14 protein-coding genes are annotated in these 17,893 nt (G+C 66.4%); 7 read left to right on the top strand and 7 right to left on the bottom strand.

Annotated features, from left to right (window positions below; translation table 11 throughout):
- Window positions 1-188: 188 nt before the first annotated feature.
- The 5 genes from bioF (at window position 189) to IT361_13875 (ending at window position 4,766) form a co-directional block, all read left to right on the top strand.
- Window positions 189-1,400, top strand: a complete 1,212-nt coding sequence (gene bioF, locus IT361_13895; protein ID MCC6318769.1) for an 8-amino-7-oxononanoate synthase — start codon at window positions 189-191, stop codon at window positions 1,398-1,400.
- A complete protein-coding gene (locus IT361_13890; protein ID MCC6318768.1) occupies window positions 1,397-2,671 on the top strand; it encodes an adenosylmethionine--8-amino-7-oxononanoate transaminase in 1,275 nt (424 codons plus the stop codon). The genes bioF and IT361_13890 overlap by 4 nt, the downstream gene beginning before the upstream one ends.
- Entirely contained in the window at window positions 2,668-3,342 is a 675-nt protein-coding gene (gene bioD, locus IT361_13885; protein MCC6318767.1) for a dethiobiotin synthase, read from the top strand. Before IT361_13890 ends, bioD begins: the two co-directional genes overlap by 4 nt.
- On the top strand, window positions 3,339-4,427 hold the full coding sequence (gene bioB, locus IT361_13880; protein ID MCC6318766.1) for a biotin synthase BioB: 1,089 nt from the start codon (window positions 3,339-3,341) through the stop codon (window positions 4,425-4,427). Before bioD ends, bioB begins: the two co-directional genes overlap by 4 nt.
- Window positions 4,428-4,535: 108 nt before the next feature.
- Window positions 4,536-4,766, top strand: coding sequence for a hexameric tyrosine-coordinated heme protein (locus IT361_13875; protein ID MCC6318765.1), 231 nt, complete (start codon window positions 4,536-4,538; stop codon window positions 4,764-4,766).
- Between the two features lie 60 nt (window positions 4,767-4,826).
- Here the strand turns inward: IT361_13875 and IT361_13870 are convergent, their stop codons facing one another.
- The 7 genes from IT361_13870 to IT361_13840 form a co-directional block, all read right to left on the bottom strand.
- Window positions 4,827-6,086 (bottom strand): S8 family peptidase, encoded by a 1,260-nt coding sequence (locus tag IT361_13870; GenBank protein MCC6318764.1) that lies wholly within the window; start codon window positions 6,084-6,086, stop codon window positions 4,827-4,829.
- A 194-nt stretch (window positions 6,087-6,280) separates the two neighbouring features.
- Window positions 6,281-6,958 (bottom strand): DUF4918 family protein, encoded by a 678-nt coding sequence (locus tag IT361_13865; protein ID MCC6318763.1) that lies wholly within the window; start codon window positions 6,956-6,958, stop codon window positions 6,281-6,283.
- Between the two features lie 253 nt (window positions 6,959-7,211).
- Window positions 7,212-8,099, bottom strand: a complete 888-nt coding sequence (locus IT361_13860) for a hypothetical protein (GenBank protein ID MCC6318762.1) — start codon at window positions 8,097-8,099, stop codon at window positions 7,212-7,214.
- 64 nt (window positions 8,100-8,163) lie between these two features.
- Entirely contained in the window at window positions 8,164-9,459 is a 1,296-nt protein-coding gene (locus IT361_13855; protein MCC6318761.1) for an amidohydrolase family protein, read from the bottom strand.
- Between the two features lie 90 nt (window positions 9,460-9,549).
- Window positions 9,550-10,179, bottom strand: coding sequence for a vitamin K epoxide reductase family protein (locus tag IT361_13850; GenBank protein ID MCC6318760.1), 630 nt, complete (start codon window positions 10,177-10,179; stop codon window positions 9,550-9,552).
- A 3-nt stretch (window positions 10,180-10,182) separates the two neighbouring features.
- Window positions 10,183-11,871, bottom strand: a complete 1,689-nt coding sequence (locus IT361_13845; protein ID MCC6318759.1) for a hypothetical protein — start codon at window positions 11,869-11,871, stop codon at window positions 10,183-10,185.
- Window positions 11,872-12,202: 331 nt separating this feature from the next.
- Window positions 12,203-12,994, bottom strand: a complete 792-nt coding sequence (locus tag IT361_13840) for a carboxypeptidase regulatory-like domain-containing protein (GenBank protein ID MCC6318758.1) — start codon at window positions 12,992-12,994, stop codon at window positions 12,203-12,205.
- A gap of 234 nt (window positions 12,995-13,228) precedes the next feature.
- Here IT361_13840 and IT361_13835 point away from each other — a divergent pair, with 234 nt between their 5' ends.
- Window positions 13,229-16,303: a SusC/RagA family TonB-linked outer membrane protein gene (locus IT361_13835; protein ID MCC6318757.1), complete on the top strand. Its 3,075-nt coding sequence runs from the start codon at window positions 13,229-13,231 to the stop codon at window positions 16,301-16,303.
- The gene (locus IT361_13830) at window positions 16,303-17,862 is read left to right on the top strand and encodes a hypothetical protein (GenBank protein MCC6318756.1); all 1,560 of its coding nucleotides are present in this window, start codon (window positions 16,303-16,305) and stop codon (window positions 17,860-17,862) included. Before IT361_13835 ends, IT361_13830 begins: the two co-directional genes overlap by 1 nt.
- Window positions 17,863-17,893: the final 31 nt, after the last annotated feature.

Genomic DNA, 17,893 nt, shown 5'->3' with positions numbered 1-17,893 from the left:
GCTCCCAACACCTTCCACATGGCGGCCTCCGTCGGCGGGTGTCGATGGAAGATGCCTCAATCGAGTCGATCGCACGAGCGGGCCGCGCGCTGCTTCGCGGCGGACCATTCCCGTACGATGTCAACCGATCGAGTGGGCGAGGAGAATGGCATGATTGAGAAAGGCACTCATCGTGGCTAGGCTCCGTCATGCTGAGGACCTCCCTCTCATTGGACCACGCCCTTGCCTCGGAGCTTGCCTCGCTCCGGGAACGAGGTTTGCACCGCCGCCTGCGCGAGATCATCCATCGCGACGGGGCGATCGTCGACACTCCTGACGGCGCTCGCGTGGACTTCAGCTCTAACGACTACCTCGGGCTGGCAACCGACCCCCGGCTGGCTGCAGCAGCAGCGGAGTGCACCCGGAGCCTTGGCACCGGCGGCACCGCGTCCCGGTTGATCGCTGGCAACACGGCCGTCCACGATGCGCTCGACGCGGATCTCGCCGCGTGGTTTGGCGTCGAGGCCGCGCTGAGCTTCGCCACCGGGTACGCGGCCAATACGGGTGTCATCCCCGCGTTGGTCACACGCGGCGACGCCATCTTTGCCGAGCAGCTCAATCATGCGTCGTTGATCGATGGTTGCCGACTGAGTCGCGCCGACGTCCACGTGTATCCGCACGGCGACCTCGGCGCCCTCGCCTCGCTGCTGGCCACGCATCGGGCCACGTATCGGCGCGCCATGATCGTGACGGATGGGATGTTCTCCATGGACGGCGACCTTGCACCCCTGAGGGAGATCGTCGCGCTCGCGCGCGAACACGATGCGTGGACGTACGTGGACGATGCGCACGCGATGGGAGTGCTCGGCAACGGGGGCCGAGGGTCGACGGAGCTCCTTGGCGTCACGCAGGGCATCGACGTCATCGTTGGCACGCTCGGCAAGGCGTTCGGATCCGCCGGTGCGTTCGCCCTCGGCTCCCACACCTTGCGCGACGTGTTGATCAATCGCGCGCGGTCCTTTGTCTTTTCGACCGCACCCATGCCGATGCAGGCGGCGGCCGCACGCGAAGCGTTGCGCATCGCGCGCGCCGAGCCTGAGCGCCGTGTTCGTGTCCGTGCGGTGGCGCGACACCTGCGCGAGCGTCTGCGCGCGCGTGGGCTGCATGTACCCGGGAGCGACGACGCACACATCATCCCTGTGCTGGTGGGCGATGCAGTGCGCACGCTGGCCCTGGGCGCACGCCTCGAAGCCCAGGGTTTCCTGGCCGGCGCCGTGCGGCCACCCACAGTTCCGGATGGTACGTCGCGGCTTCGGATCACCGTGAGCGCTTCACACACTACGGCGCAGATCGACGCGCTCGCCGACGCCGTTGCCGCGCTGCTCCCGGGGAACGGCACGGCCGCCGCGCTCACCGCATGAGCGTCGGGTTCGATGTTCGCGCGGCGGACGCGCGTCACCTCTGGCATCCCTACACGCAACACGGCCTTGGCGAGACGCCAGTGCATGTCGTGCGAGGTTCGGGAGCACACCTCTACGATGAAGGCGGACGCGCGATCTTTGACGCGATCTCCTCGTGGTGGGTGACGCTGCACGGTCACGCGCACCCGTCGATTGCTGCGGCGATCGCCGAGCAGGCACAGCGTCTGGAGCAGGTGATCTTTGCCGGGTTCACGCACGAGCCAGCGGCGCGCCTCGCCGCAGAGCTGGTGCGCGTGGCGCCCCAGGGACTGTCGCGCGTCTTCTTCTCAGACGACGGATCGACCGCGGTCGAGGTCGCAGTGAAGATCGCGCTCCAGTACTGGCGGAACCGCGGCGAGTCACGACGGCTCGTCGTGGCACTCGAGCACGCGTATCACGGCGACACGTTCGGGGCCATGAGTGTGAGCGCGCGAGGGCTGTTCACGGGCCCGTTCTCCGATCACCTGTTCGAAGTCGTCCGGCTTCCGGATCCGGCAACATCGGACGTGGTGACGGCCTTTGACGCGGTGATCGCGGCACGGGGAGGGGAACTCGCCGCGCTGATCGTCGAACCGATGGTACTCGGAGCGGGCGGCATGCGCTTCTGGAGCGCCGACTCGCTCCGAGCGTTGAGAGAACGCTGTGGTGCGCAGGGCATTCCGTTCATTGCGGACGAAGTCATGACAGGCTTCGGCCGCACGGGGCCGCTCTTTGCCTGTGAACACGCGGGGGTCACGCCCGATCTGCTTTGCCTGTCCAAGGGAATCACCGGCGGCTTTCTCCCGCTTGGGGCGACGCTGGCCACCGAGGCGCTGTTCGAGTCATTCAGTTCCAGCGATCGTACACGAACACTCTTTCACGGGCACTCCTACTCGGCGAACCCGATCGCGTGCGCGGCGGCGCTGGCATCGCTGGCCCTGCTGAACGACCACTGCGCGGCCCATCGTCGGCGGATCGAGGCGTCTCATCGGGGCTGGGCGACGCGGCTTGGGGCAACGCCAGGCATACGCAACGTGCGCGTGCTCGGGACCATTCTGGTCGCTGAGCTCGCCGTGGACGACACGGGCTACCTCAGTGGGGCCGGACCCGCGCTCCGTGCCTTCGCGCTCGAACGCGGCGTACTGCTGCGGCCGCTTGGGGATACGGTCTACCTGCTGCCGCCGTACTGCAGCACGGATACCGACCTTGCTGGGGCCTGCGAGGTGATCGTCGACTTCGTGAGCCGCCAATGATACGTCTCGGCATCACCGGCACGGACACGGGTGTCGGCAAGACGGTCGTGACATGTACAATCGCGGCGGGTCTGACGGCGCGCGGCCTTCGCGTGGCGGCGATGAAGCCGGTGGAGACTGGCGTTGCGCCGGATGACGTCGAGCGCGACGGTGCGCGGCTCGCGCGCGCTGCGGGAGGGCGCATTGCGCTCGCAACGCTCGCGCCGATCACATTCCCGGAACCGCTCGCCCCGCTCGTGGCGTCTCGGCAGGCCGGGCGGCCGATCGACCCGGGGCTGCTCGATCGCGCCGTGGACGCGGCCGCGGCGGGCGCCGACGCACTTCTCGTCGAGGGCGCAGGTGGCCTGCTCGTTCCGGTCACGGAGAGCGACTCCTTTGCGGAATTGTTCCGGCGCTGGCGGCTGGACACGCTCATCGTCGCCGCCAACAGGCTCGGCGTCATCAACCACGTGCGGCTCACGACACAGACGGCGCGGCGCGCCGGGTTGCATGTGTGCGCCATCGCCCTGAATCACGTCAACGCCGCAAGCGACGCGTCGATGGCGTCGAACGCGGCGCTTCTCCACGAACTCGAACACGTGCCAGTCATCGAGTTCCCTTGGCAGGCGACCGCGCGCCACCTCGACGGCGCGGTGGAGCGCCTTCTTCATCTCCTTCCGTCACACGCATGAACTGGAACACCATCGCCGATCGCTCGCTGGCCGGAGAGCTGATCTCCCGAGACGAGGCACGGGCCGTGCTCTCGGCGCCTGACGAGGCGCTGCTCGAACAGCTCGCGGCCGCGTACCGCGTGCGGCGGCACCACTTCGGCAATCGCGTACGACTGCACTTCCTGCTCAATGCGCAGAGCGGGCTCTGCCCGGAGGATTGCCACTACTGCTCGCAGTCCTCGGTGTCCACGGCGGAGATCGAGAAGTATCCGATGCTCGCTCGTGAGAAGATCCTCGCGGCCGCTGAACGTGCGGCGAGCCTCAACGCCGGCACGTTCTGCCTGGTGATTTCGGGTCGAGCGCCTGGGGAGCGCGTATTCGGCCGTGTGCTCGATGCCGTGCGCGAAGTGAAGTCACGCCACGACATGCACGTGTGTACCTGCCTGGGCCTGCTCACGGAGGACCATGTGCAGCGACTGCGCCAGGCCGGCTGTGATCAGGTCAACCACAATCTGAACACGTCCGAACGTTTCACCGAAGAGATCGTGAGTACGCACTCGTTTGCGGACCGGCGGGCGACGGTTGGGCATGTCGCGCGCAGTGGCATGAAGACGTGTTCGGGCGGTATCATCGGGATGGGCGAACAGGACGACGACGTGATCGACCTCGCGATGTCCCTTCGTGACATGGGCGTGCGGAGCATCCCGGTCAACTTCCTGATTCCCATCGACGGGACGCCCCTCGCCGATGTCTCTGCGCTCGACCCGCGACGCTGCCTGCGCGTGCTGTGCCTCTACCGGTTCCTGCTGCCTTCGCAGGAGATTCGCATTGCCGGAGGCCGGGAGGTACACTTGCGATCGATGCAGCCACTGGGGCTCTACGCTGCCAACTCGATCTTCATCGGCGACTACCTCACCACACCCGGACAGTCGGCAGCCGAGGACTACGAGATGATCCGCGATGCCGGGTTCGTGCTCGAGGCGCCGGATGGCTCGCCCCTTGATCCATCGCGCCTCGACGAACTTCTCGCGATGACTGCATCATCAGACGCGCAGATGACTGCATCCGCCGCTGCGCACGCGACGCAGCCGCAGGTGCGCAGATGACCTCATGCGCACGGGCGCAAGCGACGTAGCCGCACGAACTGCAACCTGTTGACCCAGCACACCGCCGAGACCTTCGGTCGGCGACACGTTCACCCATGAGAACCTGACATGACGGACACCTGGCTGCCATCACTCATCACCCAGACGCCGCAGGAGGGCTTCGAGCTTGCGATCACGCTCAGTCGTCGCGGGGTCAAGTACACCCAGCCGGACACTGACGTCCTCAAGCGACTGCGCCCGGACTACGCCAACTCCGCGGAGGCGTTGACCGCGGCCTCGCAGGTGGTGGCGATCAATTTCCAGACCGTGGCGGCGGCGAACAACTACTGGCGCAAGTAGGAACGACGTGGGTGCGCGGGCGGTGACTGGCCCGCGCACCCATGCGCATGGTCGGGAGCGCTACAGGATGTAGCCCATGTAAAGCAGCCGGTTGGGCGAACCGGCGCCGGGGTTGGTCACGATGCCGAGCGTGGCATTACCGACCAGCGAGTTACGCACCATGATCGGCGTCCAGGCGGGGAACTTGTCCCGGAGCAGCGCGGCGGCGCCGGCTGCGTGCGGTGAGGCCATCGAGGTGCCGCTCAGCAGGGCGGTGACCGCCGCGCCGCCGATCCACGCCGCGCGGATGTTCCGGCCGGGCGCGAAGAGGTCGAGGCAGGGGCCCCAGTTGGAGAATGACGACCGGCGATCGGGGATCGCGGGCGGCACGGCCGCACCGGCCGGATCGCCCGTCGATCCCACCGTGATCGCGTTCACCGCGCTGGCGGGCGACGAGCCGCAGGCATTTGCGTTGTTGTTGCCGGCCGCCACGACAACGGAGTTGCCCGAGGCGACGAGGGCATTCACGGCGCCGTTGGTGGCGGCGTGGAACCCGCCGCCGAGGCTCATGTTCGTCACGGCCGGGGCGATGTCATTGGCCTGCACCCAGTTCACCGCCGAAATGATGCGCGAGAACGGGGCACCGCCGGCGCAGTCGAACACCCGCACGGGGTGAATGATCACGCCCTTGGCGACGCCAAAGGTGTTGCCACCCAGTGTGCTCGAGACGTGCGTGCCGTGTCCGTTGCAGTCCATCACTGACGGCGCGCCAGGGACGAACGAGATGCCCGCACCGATGCTGCCGGCAAAGTCGACGTGGCCGAGGTTGATGCCGGAGTCGATCACGTACACGTGAATGACGACGCCCGGGGGCCCGCCGGTGCGGAAGTACTGGTACTGCCCGTTGAGCGGCAGCGGGCGCTGGTCAATGCGGTCCAACCCCCAGATGCCGGCGACGGGTTGGATCACCTGGACACTGCCGCCCTGGTCCATGTAAGCCATGGCGTCCTTCTCGACGAAGTCGACGGCCGCGTCCGCGCGAAGGCGCTCCAGCGCAGCGGGCGTCAGCTCGGCCAGGAAGCCCTTGAGGGCCTGGTCCCACGTGGTCTTCACCTGAACACCGGCCATCGCGCCGAAGCGGGTCGCAGCCGCGCCCACGTTGCCCTCGGTGTCCTTGAGGACGACGATGTAGTCGTTGGGCCCGACAGCGGTGTCCCTGGCGGCCTGGACGTTCAGTGTGACTTGCTCGTCGGGCTGCCGCGGCTCAGTGGGCCGGTCGGTGTCGCTGCAGGCGGCGATGGTCGCCAGCGCGGCGACGGTGAGGTATCGAGCGGTGTGCATGTTCCGTCCTCCTCAGTTTCCCGTGATGCGCAGCCCCGTGCTGCGCGCTGCCTCGCGCGTGCGTGCGACGAGACGCAGGACAAGGTGGGAGAGACGGGACGGGGTGAACACTGGGACTATCCGCAGTCGCGTGATGGTCCCGGGCGTTGGAGTGCCAGAAGTGCACCGGTGGTGTATTCTGCGCCGCCCAGCGACTAACCAGTGAGCGCGGCTGCGCACGCCTCGAGGTAGCGCGCCACGAATTCGTCCAGGCGCTTGCGTCGATACTGCATGATGAAGCGCGGATGCTCGACGGCGTGGATCCGTTCAAAGAAGCCATGCCTGTCGTTGAGGCGCTGCAGCACGTCCGTGTTCTGGCCCGTGCCAAGCACGACGGCGTGATCGCGCCGTCCGCCCATCGCGAGTTGCTGCTCGATGCTCCGCACGATGAACGGCGTCACGTGCGGAAGCAGGCCGCCGTCGTAGTAGTTGAGGTTCTTGCCGCCCTTCGTGTAGCCGAGCGGGGAGAGTGCGGTAAGGAAGAAGCGCCGATAGAAGGCGTGTGGTCCGCCGAATGCCTCGATCATCCGGTACACGAACACGGACGACAGCTCATGGCGCCGGGGCAGGTGGTTCTCGACGCCGAGCGCGTCGGCGAGCGCAATGGGATCAGTGAAGGTGACGCCGGTAATGCCAGCGCCAAAGCGACCGGGGTTGATGCCCAGCATGAGGACGCGTGGATCGTCGTCGTCGAAGTAGCGGTCGAGGAATTGACGCGCGTAGCCACGGGCCACCCGGTCCTGGTACGGATTCATGACCTCGACGCCGGCCGGCACGCGCGGAGGCGTGAGCCTGGTATAGAAGCGATACGCGCGAGATGCGAAGGTGGACACGAGCGCAACTTGAGGCCGTGTGCGCGCCAGCGCCATCTGCGACCAGTGACACCGGGCACGCCTGCCGACTCGCGACGAGTTGCTCGACGTGCCCCGCTCGGCAACGTGGGTGGACGTGCGGGCGGGGGCCCGCGTGATCGTTACGATCCGTCGTGGCGTGCTGACACCGCCTGGCGAAGTGGTGGGCGAAGGTCGCTGGCGGTATGCGTGGTGGCCGGTCAACCGCCGTTTGAACCTTCACGTCGTCTGGCGCCTAACGGCCAATATCGAACGCGCCGCCCACGATGCTGACGTTCCCCGTGGCGCCGCCCAGCGCGGGCACGAGCGTGCCGGTGACCGTGCCACGAATGCGCGTCGCGGTGATGCTCGTGATGGCGACCGTCGCACTGCCTCCCGCGCCCTGCGAGGACCACGTGGCGCCTGACGGCAGGCTGTAGGTCACCTGTCGCAGTGGGTTGGCACTCGTGGAGTAGCTGCCCGGGCCGGCCACCTGCGAGAACGTGAGGGTGAGCGAGCGGGTCACGTTGTTGGCGGCCACACCGAAGATGCCACCGGGTGTGAGTGACCCGGCGATCGCCGCCGCGACGAACGGGGATCCGTTGAGCGAGGCCGTGAAGGTGCTGCCGGCGTTGTCGAGCGGTGCACCGGTTCCGGGACTCGTGTTCACCGCCATGTCGATCGCACCGTTGGTGACCGCGCGGGTGCCGGTCGTTCCGACGTTCACGGGCTCCGCATTGTAGGAGAAGCTCCCCACGATGCGGGTGTCGGTCACCGTGGTGAGTGTGATGGTGCCGGCGGCGCCGGACAGGGGCGTTGCCCAGCCCCCGGAGGCGTTCGACAGCACCACGTAGCCACCGGGGACCTGCGGTCCTACTCCCAGGGGAAACGTCCCCGGACCACGAATGTTGTTGAGTGTGAGGGCCATGGTGTAGCTCCCGACGCTGATGCCCGAGATGGCGTAGAGGCCCGGGGCCGCGTGCACGGCGGCCGCGCCCTGGCCCGACGACCACGACGCGCCATCGATGCGTGCCGTGATCGAGCCGCTGTTCGGCGTGGGGATGGGCGCCGTCGACGAACCACCACACGCACTCACGCACGCGGCAAGAGAGAACGCGAGCGCTGCGACCAGGGAGTTCGTCATCGATGCGTTGGTGGGAGAGTCACTGACAGGTTGCGCAGAACAGGGGCCGTGCCTGTCACGCGTCTCACTTCGCGGCCTGCTCGAGGAGCCTGAGCCGCATACGGTCCAGTTCCCTCGGAGAGAAATACCTGCCATCGGCCACGACCGCCATCACGCTGCGCGTGTTCGCGATGTCGACGAGGGGGTTGCGCGCGAGGACCACCAGGTCCGCGACCTTCCCGGGAGCAATCGCCCCCCAGACTGTCGCACGCTTGAAGTACACCGCGGGATTGAGCGTGGCAGTCTGCAGCGCCTGGAGCGGCGTGAGACCAGCGCGCACGAAGAGCTGCAGTTCGCGATGGAGGCTGGCGCCCGGGACGAGGTCGTACCCGGCCGGCGCATCGGTGCCGGCGAGGAACGGTACGCCCGCCGCGTGCAGCGTCCGGATCAGCCCAAGCCGACGTCGCGCGCGCTCGTCAAACGCCTTCGTCGCCGAATCGGTTGCCGAGAGGCGTTCGAGCGCCGTGCGGCGCCAGCCTTCCACGGCCGGTCGCGACCAATAGGGCAGCCCAGGGTCGTTCGCGAGATCGGCGGCCGTGCCCACGCTGTTGATCACCGTGGGGCACTGCCACACGCCGTTGCGCGCGAGGGCCGCGATGAGCGACGTGGCGGTATCGGCCACGCCGATCATGTGTTCAAAGCTGCGTTGCCGCGCACCGATGGCTTCCCAGGCCGTGATCTCGCGCGGCACGTGGCCCTCGAACGGGATGCCGATGCGATTGGCTTCGTCGGCCATGGCGAAATACGCGTCGCGTGGAATCAGGGTCTGGGCCTTGATCAGGTCCACGCCACGTTGCTTGAGGGTGCGCACGGCGTCGCGGGCTTCGATTGGCGTGGCGACCTTGATCGCGGCGGCATACCGCGTCGTGGGGCCATCGATCATTGGTCCGGACACGACCATGCGCGGTCCCACGAGCTGGTGCGCGGCGATGCTGTCGCGCGCCGCAAGGCTCGCGTCGAGGTTGCTCCCGAGGTCGCGCACGCCCGTGACGCCGTTTACCACAAACAGCGGCAGCATCACCTCGTTCGTCGCGTGAAAGCGCGCCGTGTCGTTGGTGAAGTAGGCGTGCACGTGCATGTCCCAGAGTCCGGGGATCACGAACATCCCCGTGCCGTCGAGTGTGGCCGCGGCACGCGTGGCCTCCGTCGCTGCCTCGACGCGTGCGATGCGCGTGCCCTCGATGACGATCGTGCGACCCGGCTGCAGGCGCCCGGTCGCTACGTCGATGACGGTGACGTTGTGAATGGTCGTTGCCTGCGCCTGCAGGGCCGGGGCAGCGACAAGCGTGGCGAGGGCGAAGCACAACCGGGAGCGGAGCATCGGGCGGCGCGATGATGGTGGGCGGATTCCGGCCCCAATCTGCACCTGAGCGGGCGACGCGGTGACCCCCGACGCCCGGAGCGCGGAACCCTACCCGAGTACGCGCGAGGCGATCAGCACGTTCAGCGCGGCCACGTTGATGCATGTGGTGCAAAGCGCTCCGATCCTCGCCACCATCACGAACGCCAGGTACGCGCTCGCGAGCACGCCGGTCACCGCCAGCGCGCGTTCGGCTCCCACCTGTCCAGAGGACGCCGTAATGAGCAGCGCCGCGTAGACCGCCGCGCCAAGCCAGGACACCGGGAGACCGGCGATCGTTCCGGCGCGGCTCGTGAGGACCGCCTTCGTGTCATCCTGGCGCGAACCACCGCAGTTGCAGCGCCGCACGGTGTACGCAGGGTCCTTCGCCAGCCGATAGGCGTGGTGCGTCACCTGCAGCGAAAACACGAGACCCAGCGCGGCATACACCGCCACGCGATCCCACGCGAGCCATGCCTCCAGCGGCCAGGCGAGCAGCCAGAAGCCGAGGACCGCGCCGAGGAGGGCCTTGAGGTAGTCGGCAAGAAGGGGCGTGACCGTGCCTTGTCCGCGTGCCGCGAACCAGGCCGCGAGAACGCTGCGTCGCGAGCGGTCGTAGAGCAGCACGCGCTCCACGTCACGCTCTCGTGCACGTCGCAGGATGCTACTCCACCACCCGGATGTATCGACCGCGTCAGGCATGGCTCATGGGATCGGAGGGGCCGGCGTGGAGCCCGAGTCGGGCAGCTCCGGCGCCTGCGTGAACTTCGAGATCCCGCTGGCTGTGACGTACCAAGTGCCGCGGATGAGGCACCATTCCATGCGGCTCCAGGCCCGCCGCACCGTCGCGCCCGGATTCATCATGCGCGCGATGTGCAGTGTCGTGGGATCGGCGCAGTCCGGATCGTCCTCCTGGTGCAGCAGCCCGCTCTGGTGCCCCAGCTCGTGGATATACGTCTCGGCGACTCTCGCGATCTCGGTGGCGATGAGGTTGCGCACGATGGCGGCCATCATCTGATTGGTGTCCGCCTCGTACGCGAGCACCATGTCGCGCACGAAGAGCGGCCCGCTCGAGCCCTCGAACGTGACGGTCGTGTAGCCCAGCAGGTCGTTGCAGCCGACGTGCGAGTCGTCCTTGTCGTAGCGCGACACGAAGTACGTGGCGATCGAGAAGCCGTCGTGCCGGTGCTGCATCAGGTAGTTCGTCTCGTCGAACGTCAGCGTCTGGCCCGCGCCGCAGCCCATGTCCTCGGCGACGTCGGTGTTGGGCGGCGGCAACTGGATGCCGGTGGACAGGTGCAGGAACGTGTTGGTCGGGTGGCTGCACGTGTCGTCGGTATCGACACGCACGCCCATGTCGCTGATCGTGAGGTCGCCGAAGTAGTCGGACGCTCCGGGGCTCGTGTACTTGCCGCTCCAGTTGTTGTAGTGGTTGTCGAGGAGCGCGCCTGAGGCGCCGAGCCAGGCCTGGACGTTGGGCTGGTAGGTAAAGAGGTTGCGCCGGAAGTCGGTGCCGGTGCCGTCGTCGTCGACGTTGGTGGCGAAGATGTCGCCAAAGAGGTGGCTCGCGATCTCCATCACCTTGTGCGCGTGGTAGAGGAACGGCCGTCCCGGCACCAGCTCGCCCTCGCGGCCATCGTCGCCGTCGCGCCGGCGACGCAGTCGTCCGGTGATGAAGTCGCCCTTGGTCTCGACCTCGAAGTAGCCGATGCTGCCGGTCCCCCGGTCCCGCACGGCGCGCAAGGGCCGACCCTCGTCGCTCAGGATATAGAGCAGGGACTCCTGATCAACCACGCCCGCGGGGTCGGGGTTGTTGACATAGATGAACCAGCTGGAGTGACCCGCGCGATTGCGGACGATGCGCGGGGCCACGCGGAAGCGTCGTTCGCGGGTATCACCGAGGATCTTGTCCCAGAGTTCGGCGAGGCGCGTGATGCAGAGCAGCCAGCGGATGATCAGGTCAATGAGCGTGCAGACCCAGGTCAGCACCATCGTCACGAAGGTGACGATCAGATTGATCAACCGGATGAGCGCCTGGATGATGTAGTTGCAGACCAGTCGCGTGACCCAGTCGAGGACGGCCTCGACGACGTAGGTCCAGCCGCAGGCGATTTCGGTGACCGTCTTGCAGATCGTGTCGCAGATGTTGCGACAGCCGCAATCACATCCGAAGATGCCGCAGAAGAAGTCGCAGATGCCGCACACGAGGCCGCAGATCGTGTCGCACACCGTGCGCACGACGTTCCGGCACACGTAGCGCAGCACCTGCTTGAGCACCTCGACCAACTCGGTGACGAGGCGACAGATGGTGATCAGGATGAACTCGATCACCGACACGACGATGAAGACCAGCTGGATGACCGGTTGCAGGATCAGACTGCACACGAGCCCCATGGTCGCGTTCCTCCACCCATGTAGCGGTTGCCCGTCGGCGCCGCCATGGCGCGCGTACGGTCCCCGCGACTCTCCGAGAGTCGACGGTAGCTATCGCCTTCAACGAAGGAAAGTCTGTGGCGAACGGGCCTCGGTCATTGGCGCGCCACCTCCACAGCGAGGCGAACCCGACCACAGGCAGCAGAGGTCGGCAGGGGCCATCGAACGACGCTGATTCCCATCGTGCGCACGATCCATGGCCTGCTCGGGGGAGTGGACTCGGTCATGCCGTCGTCCTTCCGCACGATTGCGGAGGGTGCTCCGCGGGCGCGACCTGGCAGCGCCTCGTCGGCTACCGCTGGCGCATCGAGTTGATCACGATGGCTCCGCACCGATCGGGGCGCATCGCGAGGCCGGTGAGCTGAACGGTTTGCGGGTACACCTCGACGCTCCGGAACGTCGTGGGGTCGAGGACCACGACGCCTTCGTTGTCGATGGGCGTGCTATCGAGATAGAACTGCAGCTGACAGGCTTGCCCCTCCACGTTCATGATGCCGACGCCGGCGCGCGTGGAGGTTGCGACGATCTCGCTCTGACCGCGGCGGATGTTCACGCCGGGGACGCCGTATACCAGCTCGGCGACCGAATACGGCCGCATCTGCAGGATCTCCTCGCGCGTGAACAACCTGCCAGAGCCGACCCGCATCTGGAGCAGCCGCTCGGCCACGTCGTTCACGCGGCTCGTCATCACGCGGGTGCGCGCCTGGACTTCTATGGTAGTGAGCGTCCGGGGGAACCGACGGAGCAGCAGCGTGATCGTATCGCGGGCTCCGTTGCCGATCAGCAGCTCGCGCGAATAGGGCACGTACCCGATCGACCGGGCCATGACCACCCGGGGACCAGGTGGGGGGTCGACGGTTCGCCATATACCACGGTCGTCGGTGCGGCCGGATCGGTTGGATCCGACGATGGACACTTCGACCTGTGGCATAGGCTGGCCCACGACATCCACGACTCGTATGACGAGTGCGTCCACGGGTCGGACGGCGCCGGAGTCAGAGGTGACCTGTGCGCCCGTAGACCAGGCGGGGGCCGTCACCGCGAGGCGCACGAGGGCGCGCACCCATGGTTTGGATACGAGCATGGCAGAAAATGGCTGATCGACAGTTTGGTTTCCAGCGATCTAGCTGATTTTTCCAGGCGTCGTAATATTCCGCCGGCTTCACCCAGACCCTCATCCCCAAAGGAGAACATGAGCCGAGTTTCGTATGCTCGGCGGACCCTTGTGGTCCGCGGTTGTTCCCGGTTGGCTTCGTCGTTGGTGCTGCTCCTCGTAGTTGGTGCCGTCGACCTGGAGGCACAGGCGAATCAGACACCCGTGTCGGCACGTCGCGCACGCGTCACGGGCCTCGTCACGGATCTGGAGACAAAACAACCCCTGCGCGGCGTCAACGTCATCATCGTGGGCACTCCGGTCACGGCGACGACGGGCGACGACGGTCGATACGCCATCGCCAGCGCACCCACCGGCATCTTCTCGATCGAAGCCAAGTTCCTCGGCTATTCGGCGCAGCGCCGCGAGAACATCCGGCTCGTCGCCGACAGCGTGGCGACGATCAACTTCATGATGAACCCGAGCGTGTTGCGCCTGGACCAGGTGACGGTTTCGGGGACCATCGACGAGGTGTCGGTCGCCAAGTCGACAATCACGGTCGACAAACTCACCGCGGCCGACATGCCGGTGCCGCCAACGACGTCGGCGGCCGGCGCGATTGCCGGCAAGGTGGCGGGTGTTGCGATCACGCGGCCGAGTGGCGCGCCGGGGTCGGGGGTGAACATCCTGCTTCGCACGCCAATCTCGGGCATCACGGAGGATGGCGCACCTCCGAGCCCGCTCTTCGTGGTCGACGGGGTGTTCCTGAATCAGGGGCAGTCTGTTACCACGCAAGACATCGAGTCGATGGACATCGAGAGCATCGAGGTCATCAAGGGGGCTGCGGCGGCGTCGCTGTATGGGTCGCGTGCGGCGGCCGGCGTCATCGCCATCACGACCAAGCGTGGCAAGGGTCTCGCGCTGGGGTCCAACCAGTTCCAGGTGCGCACCGAGGCCGGCGTGGACCGCTACCAGGTGACGATGGAGAAGAACCAGCACCACGCGTTCATGCAGGATGCGCAAGGGAACTGGCTCAACGCCACGGGGCAGATCGTACCGCGCTCCCAGCGCGCGCTGAAACCGCTGGGCATCATGGACGCGCCGTTTACGTCGAAGACGTACAACCATGCGGCGCTCTTCTACAAGCCGGGTTCGTACAACTCACAGACGGCCACGGTGCAGGGCAACGCGGCGTCGACCAACTACAACGTGGCGTACACCCGCACGATCAACCCCGGCGTCCTGGATGACAACGAGGGGTATCGGCGTCAGTCGTTCCGCGTGAATGTCGATTCGCGGCTCAACGAGAAGCTCAACGTCGGCATTTCGGCCAGCCACACGCGCGGTGTGCAGGACGTGTCGGCGCCGTCGTTCAACAACTTCTACCGGATCGATACCGACGTGAATCTGAAGGAGAAAGCGCCGTTCCCGTCCTTCGGCTTTCCCTACGTCATCGTCCCCGATTCGGTCACGCTGTACACGAATCCGCTGTACACGCAGTTCATCAAGGACAGCGTCGCGAGCCGGCAGCGCACGCTGATCAACGTCAACGGTGCGTACCGCCCGTTCTCGTGGCTCACGCTGGCGGCCGACGGCAACTATGACCGTGGTGACGTGAACCTCACCGGCTACACGGCTCGCGGCACGCCGCTGGTGACCAGCACCGGCGGACTGAGCCCGAGCACCGGTAGCCTCAACATCCAGAACAACACCACTGACGGCTACATCATGACCGGGACGGCGACCGCCACCAAGCAGCTCGGCGGATGGACGTTCCGGTTGTCTGAGCGCGGCGAACAGCGGCGCGAGTACAACCCCAGCGTGAGCACGACGGGGACGGACTTCGCCACGGAAGGCCTCAAGTCGATGGCGCAGGCGCGGACGAAGAACTCGACGCAGAGCATCACCGACTACCGCGTCCTGGGCGTCATCAGCACGCTGGGCGTGAGTTACAACGAGAAGTACATCGGTGACTTCCTGCTGCGCCGTGAGGGCAACTCGCTGTTCGGTCGCGCCAATCGCTGGAACACGTTCGGTCGCGCCTCGATGGCATGGCTCCTCAGCGAAGAGGATTGGTTCCCGTTCGAAAATTTCACGAACTTCAAGCTGCGCTACAGCTTTGGTGTGACGGGCGTGAGCCCAAACTTCTCGTACCAGTACGAGGCCATGTCGTCCGACGGGAGCGGTGGCATTCGCCGCAGCAACCTGGGCAATCCGAAGATTTCGCCCACGTTCACCCGCGAGCAGGAACTCGGGCTCGACATGTCCTATCGGTCGCGCGTGTCCGGCTCGCTCACCTGGGTTCGCAACCTGAGCCGCGACGTGTTCGTGAACATCCCGGCGCCCGCGGTCTCGGGTTACCAGCTCGTGGTGACCAACCCGGCCAAGCTTGGCGGCAGTGTCATCGAGGGCACGATCCAGGGGGCGGTGCTTACCAATCCCCGCGGCCTGCAATGGACGGTGCTGCTGGTGGCGGACCACTCGCGGCTCAACACCGGCAACTTCGGCCGAACCTGCTTCGACGACGGGCTGCAGTACAAATGCGACGGCATCCGCCTGAGCGAGATGTGGGGCAATCAGATCGTGCGCGACAAGGCGCACCTGCCGGTGCGGCACGCGAACTCGATGAATGCGTTCGACATCAACGACGAGGGCTTCGTCGTACCGGTGGGCGTTGGCAACACCTGGCGCGACGGCGTGGCCAAGAACCTCTGGGGCACGCAGGTCCTCATCGACGGCGTGAGTTACGGCTGGGGCCTGCCGCTGCCGCGCTACGACGAGAACGGGCAGCTCCACTACAGCAAGATCGGCGACAGCAATCCTGCTCTGAAGTTCGGCCTGAACAACAACTTCAGGTATCGCAACCTGCGGTTCTACATCCAGGCCGCCGGCCAGCTTGGTGGCGATGTGTACGGGAACACCAACCAGACGTACTACGCGTCCGGTGACCACCCCGACGTCGATCAGTTCGGCAAAGCCGATCATCTCAAGAAGTCGGTGCGGTACTACAACGCGGTGTCGAACAACAACAACCTGTACCTGGCGAACTTCGTCGAGCGTGCGACCCACCTGAGCATTTCGGAACTGCTGGTGGGCTACACGTTCGAGTCCAAGTCGCACCAGTGGCTCGGGAAGCTTGGCATCGACCGTATGCAGGTGGACCTGCTTGGCCGCAACATGGCCACGTTCACGAGGTACTCGGGGCTCAACGTAATGGCGGGCAGCCCAACCGTGCGCTTCGACGACGCGACGTATCCACTCACCCGCACCCTCACGGGTGTGGTCACTGTCACTTTCTGATGAGGCGCGCCATCATGTCCAACGCACGCCTCACGGCAGCCGCGCTCGCCCTCGCAGGCAGCCTCTCGGCCTGTCTCGACCTCGACGTGACCGACCCCAATGGCCTTGGCATCAGCAACGTGTTCTCCAACCCGGCGAACACGGAGGCGGCGCTGATCGGGTCGTGGAAGGCCTACACCGAAGTGAGCCGAGCCACCTGCCCCACGCTCCCCATGGCGATCTGGGGCGACGACAACACCTCGACCAGCATCACCTACATCGACTTCTCGAACGAGCCGCGCATCCCGATCAACAATCGGGACAACCTGAACTGCGCGACGCGAAGCGGCTACTGGACTCCGTATGAGTCCATTGCCGGTGCGCGCGAGAGTTTCCAGGGCATCAAGGGCAACGCCCTCAAGTTCGGTGCCGTCAACGCGACGACGCCCAACGGAGCCGATACCCCGTCGCGGCTCATCTTCGCGAAGTTCATCATTGCGATCAACACGCTGCGTCACGGCCTGTACTTCGACCAGGCATTCATCACCGACACGGCGACGGCGCAGGGCGAGCGAGGCAAGAACCTGAGTCCGTCGGCGCAGGTTCTGGCGGCAGCCAAGGCGCAGCTGCGCAACGTCATCGCCGATGCGCGTGCGACGGCCAACTTTACGTGGCCGGCCACGTTCATCAACGGACGGCCCATCACGCGAGATGAACTCGTCCGCATCTGCTACACCTACCTCGTGCATGCCGATGTGTACGCCCCCAGGAACGCCGCCGAGCGGGCAGCCGTGCCATGGGCCGCGGTGCTGGCGCGACTGGACTCCACCATCACCCGCGATTTTGGTCATCAGGCCGATCCCGCCATCGCCGGCACGGGTTCCACGTACATCAACAACTCGTTCGCGCAGAACACCGTGCGGATCAGCAACCGCCTGATCGGACCGGCGGACACCTCGGGCAGGTACCAGGCGTGGGTGGCCGCGTCGCTGGCGGCGCGTACCGCCTTCACCATCACCACACCCGACCGGCGCATCCACGGCGCGGCAGGGAACACCACCCCTGGCACGCGCTTCACGCGCTTGTCGAGCACCATGGGCAGCGCCACGAACGGCCCACACCTCACCTCGTCATACCGCAGCACGCGTTATCTCAACACCGCTGCGGATTCCGGGTCCCGAGCCTTCATCCTCGAGCTGTCGATGGACGAGATGAAGTTCGTGCGGGCGGAGGCGTTGTATCGTCTGGGTCGCGGTACTGAGGCGGCCGCGCTGATCAACCCCACCCGAGTCGCTGCGGGTCTCAAGGCCGCCGACGCCAACGGTCCGCCTGCCGGTCGCGACTGCGTGCCGCGCAAGGACGACGGCAGCTGCGGGAACCTGCTCGACGCGATCCAGTACGAAAAGAAGATCGAGCTGTATCCGTATCGGGGCGACGTGGCCTGGTTCGATGCGCGCGGCTGGGGCAAGCTGGTGCGCGGGACGCCGTTCCAGATGCCGGTGTCGGGTCGCGAGCTGATTTCGCAGGGGTTGCCGTACTACACGTTCGGCGGCGTTGGTCTGCCTGGCGGGGCGCCCTGAGACGGTTGCCTGCCTGAGGCGGTAGCAAGCG

The organism is Gemmatimonadaceae bacterium, from assembly GCA_020846935.1.
In the GTDB taxonomy this organism is placed as follows: domain Bacteria; phylum Gemmatimonadota; class Gemmatimonadetes; order Gemmatimonadales; family Gemmatimonadaceae; genus RBC101.
The sequence above is the reverse complement of the archived record's forward strand: the minus strand, read 5'-3'. Positions and strand labels throughout refer to the sequence as shown.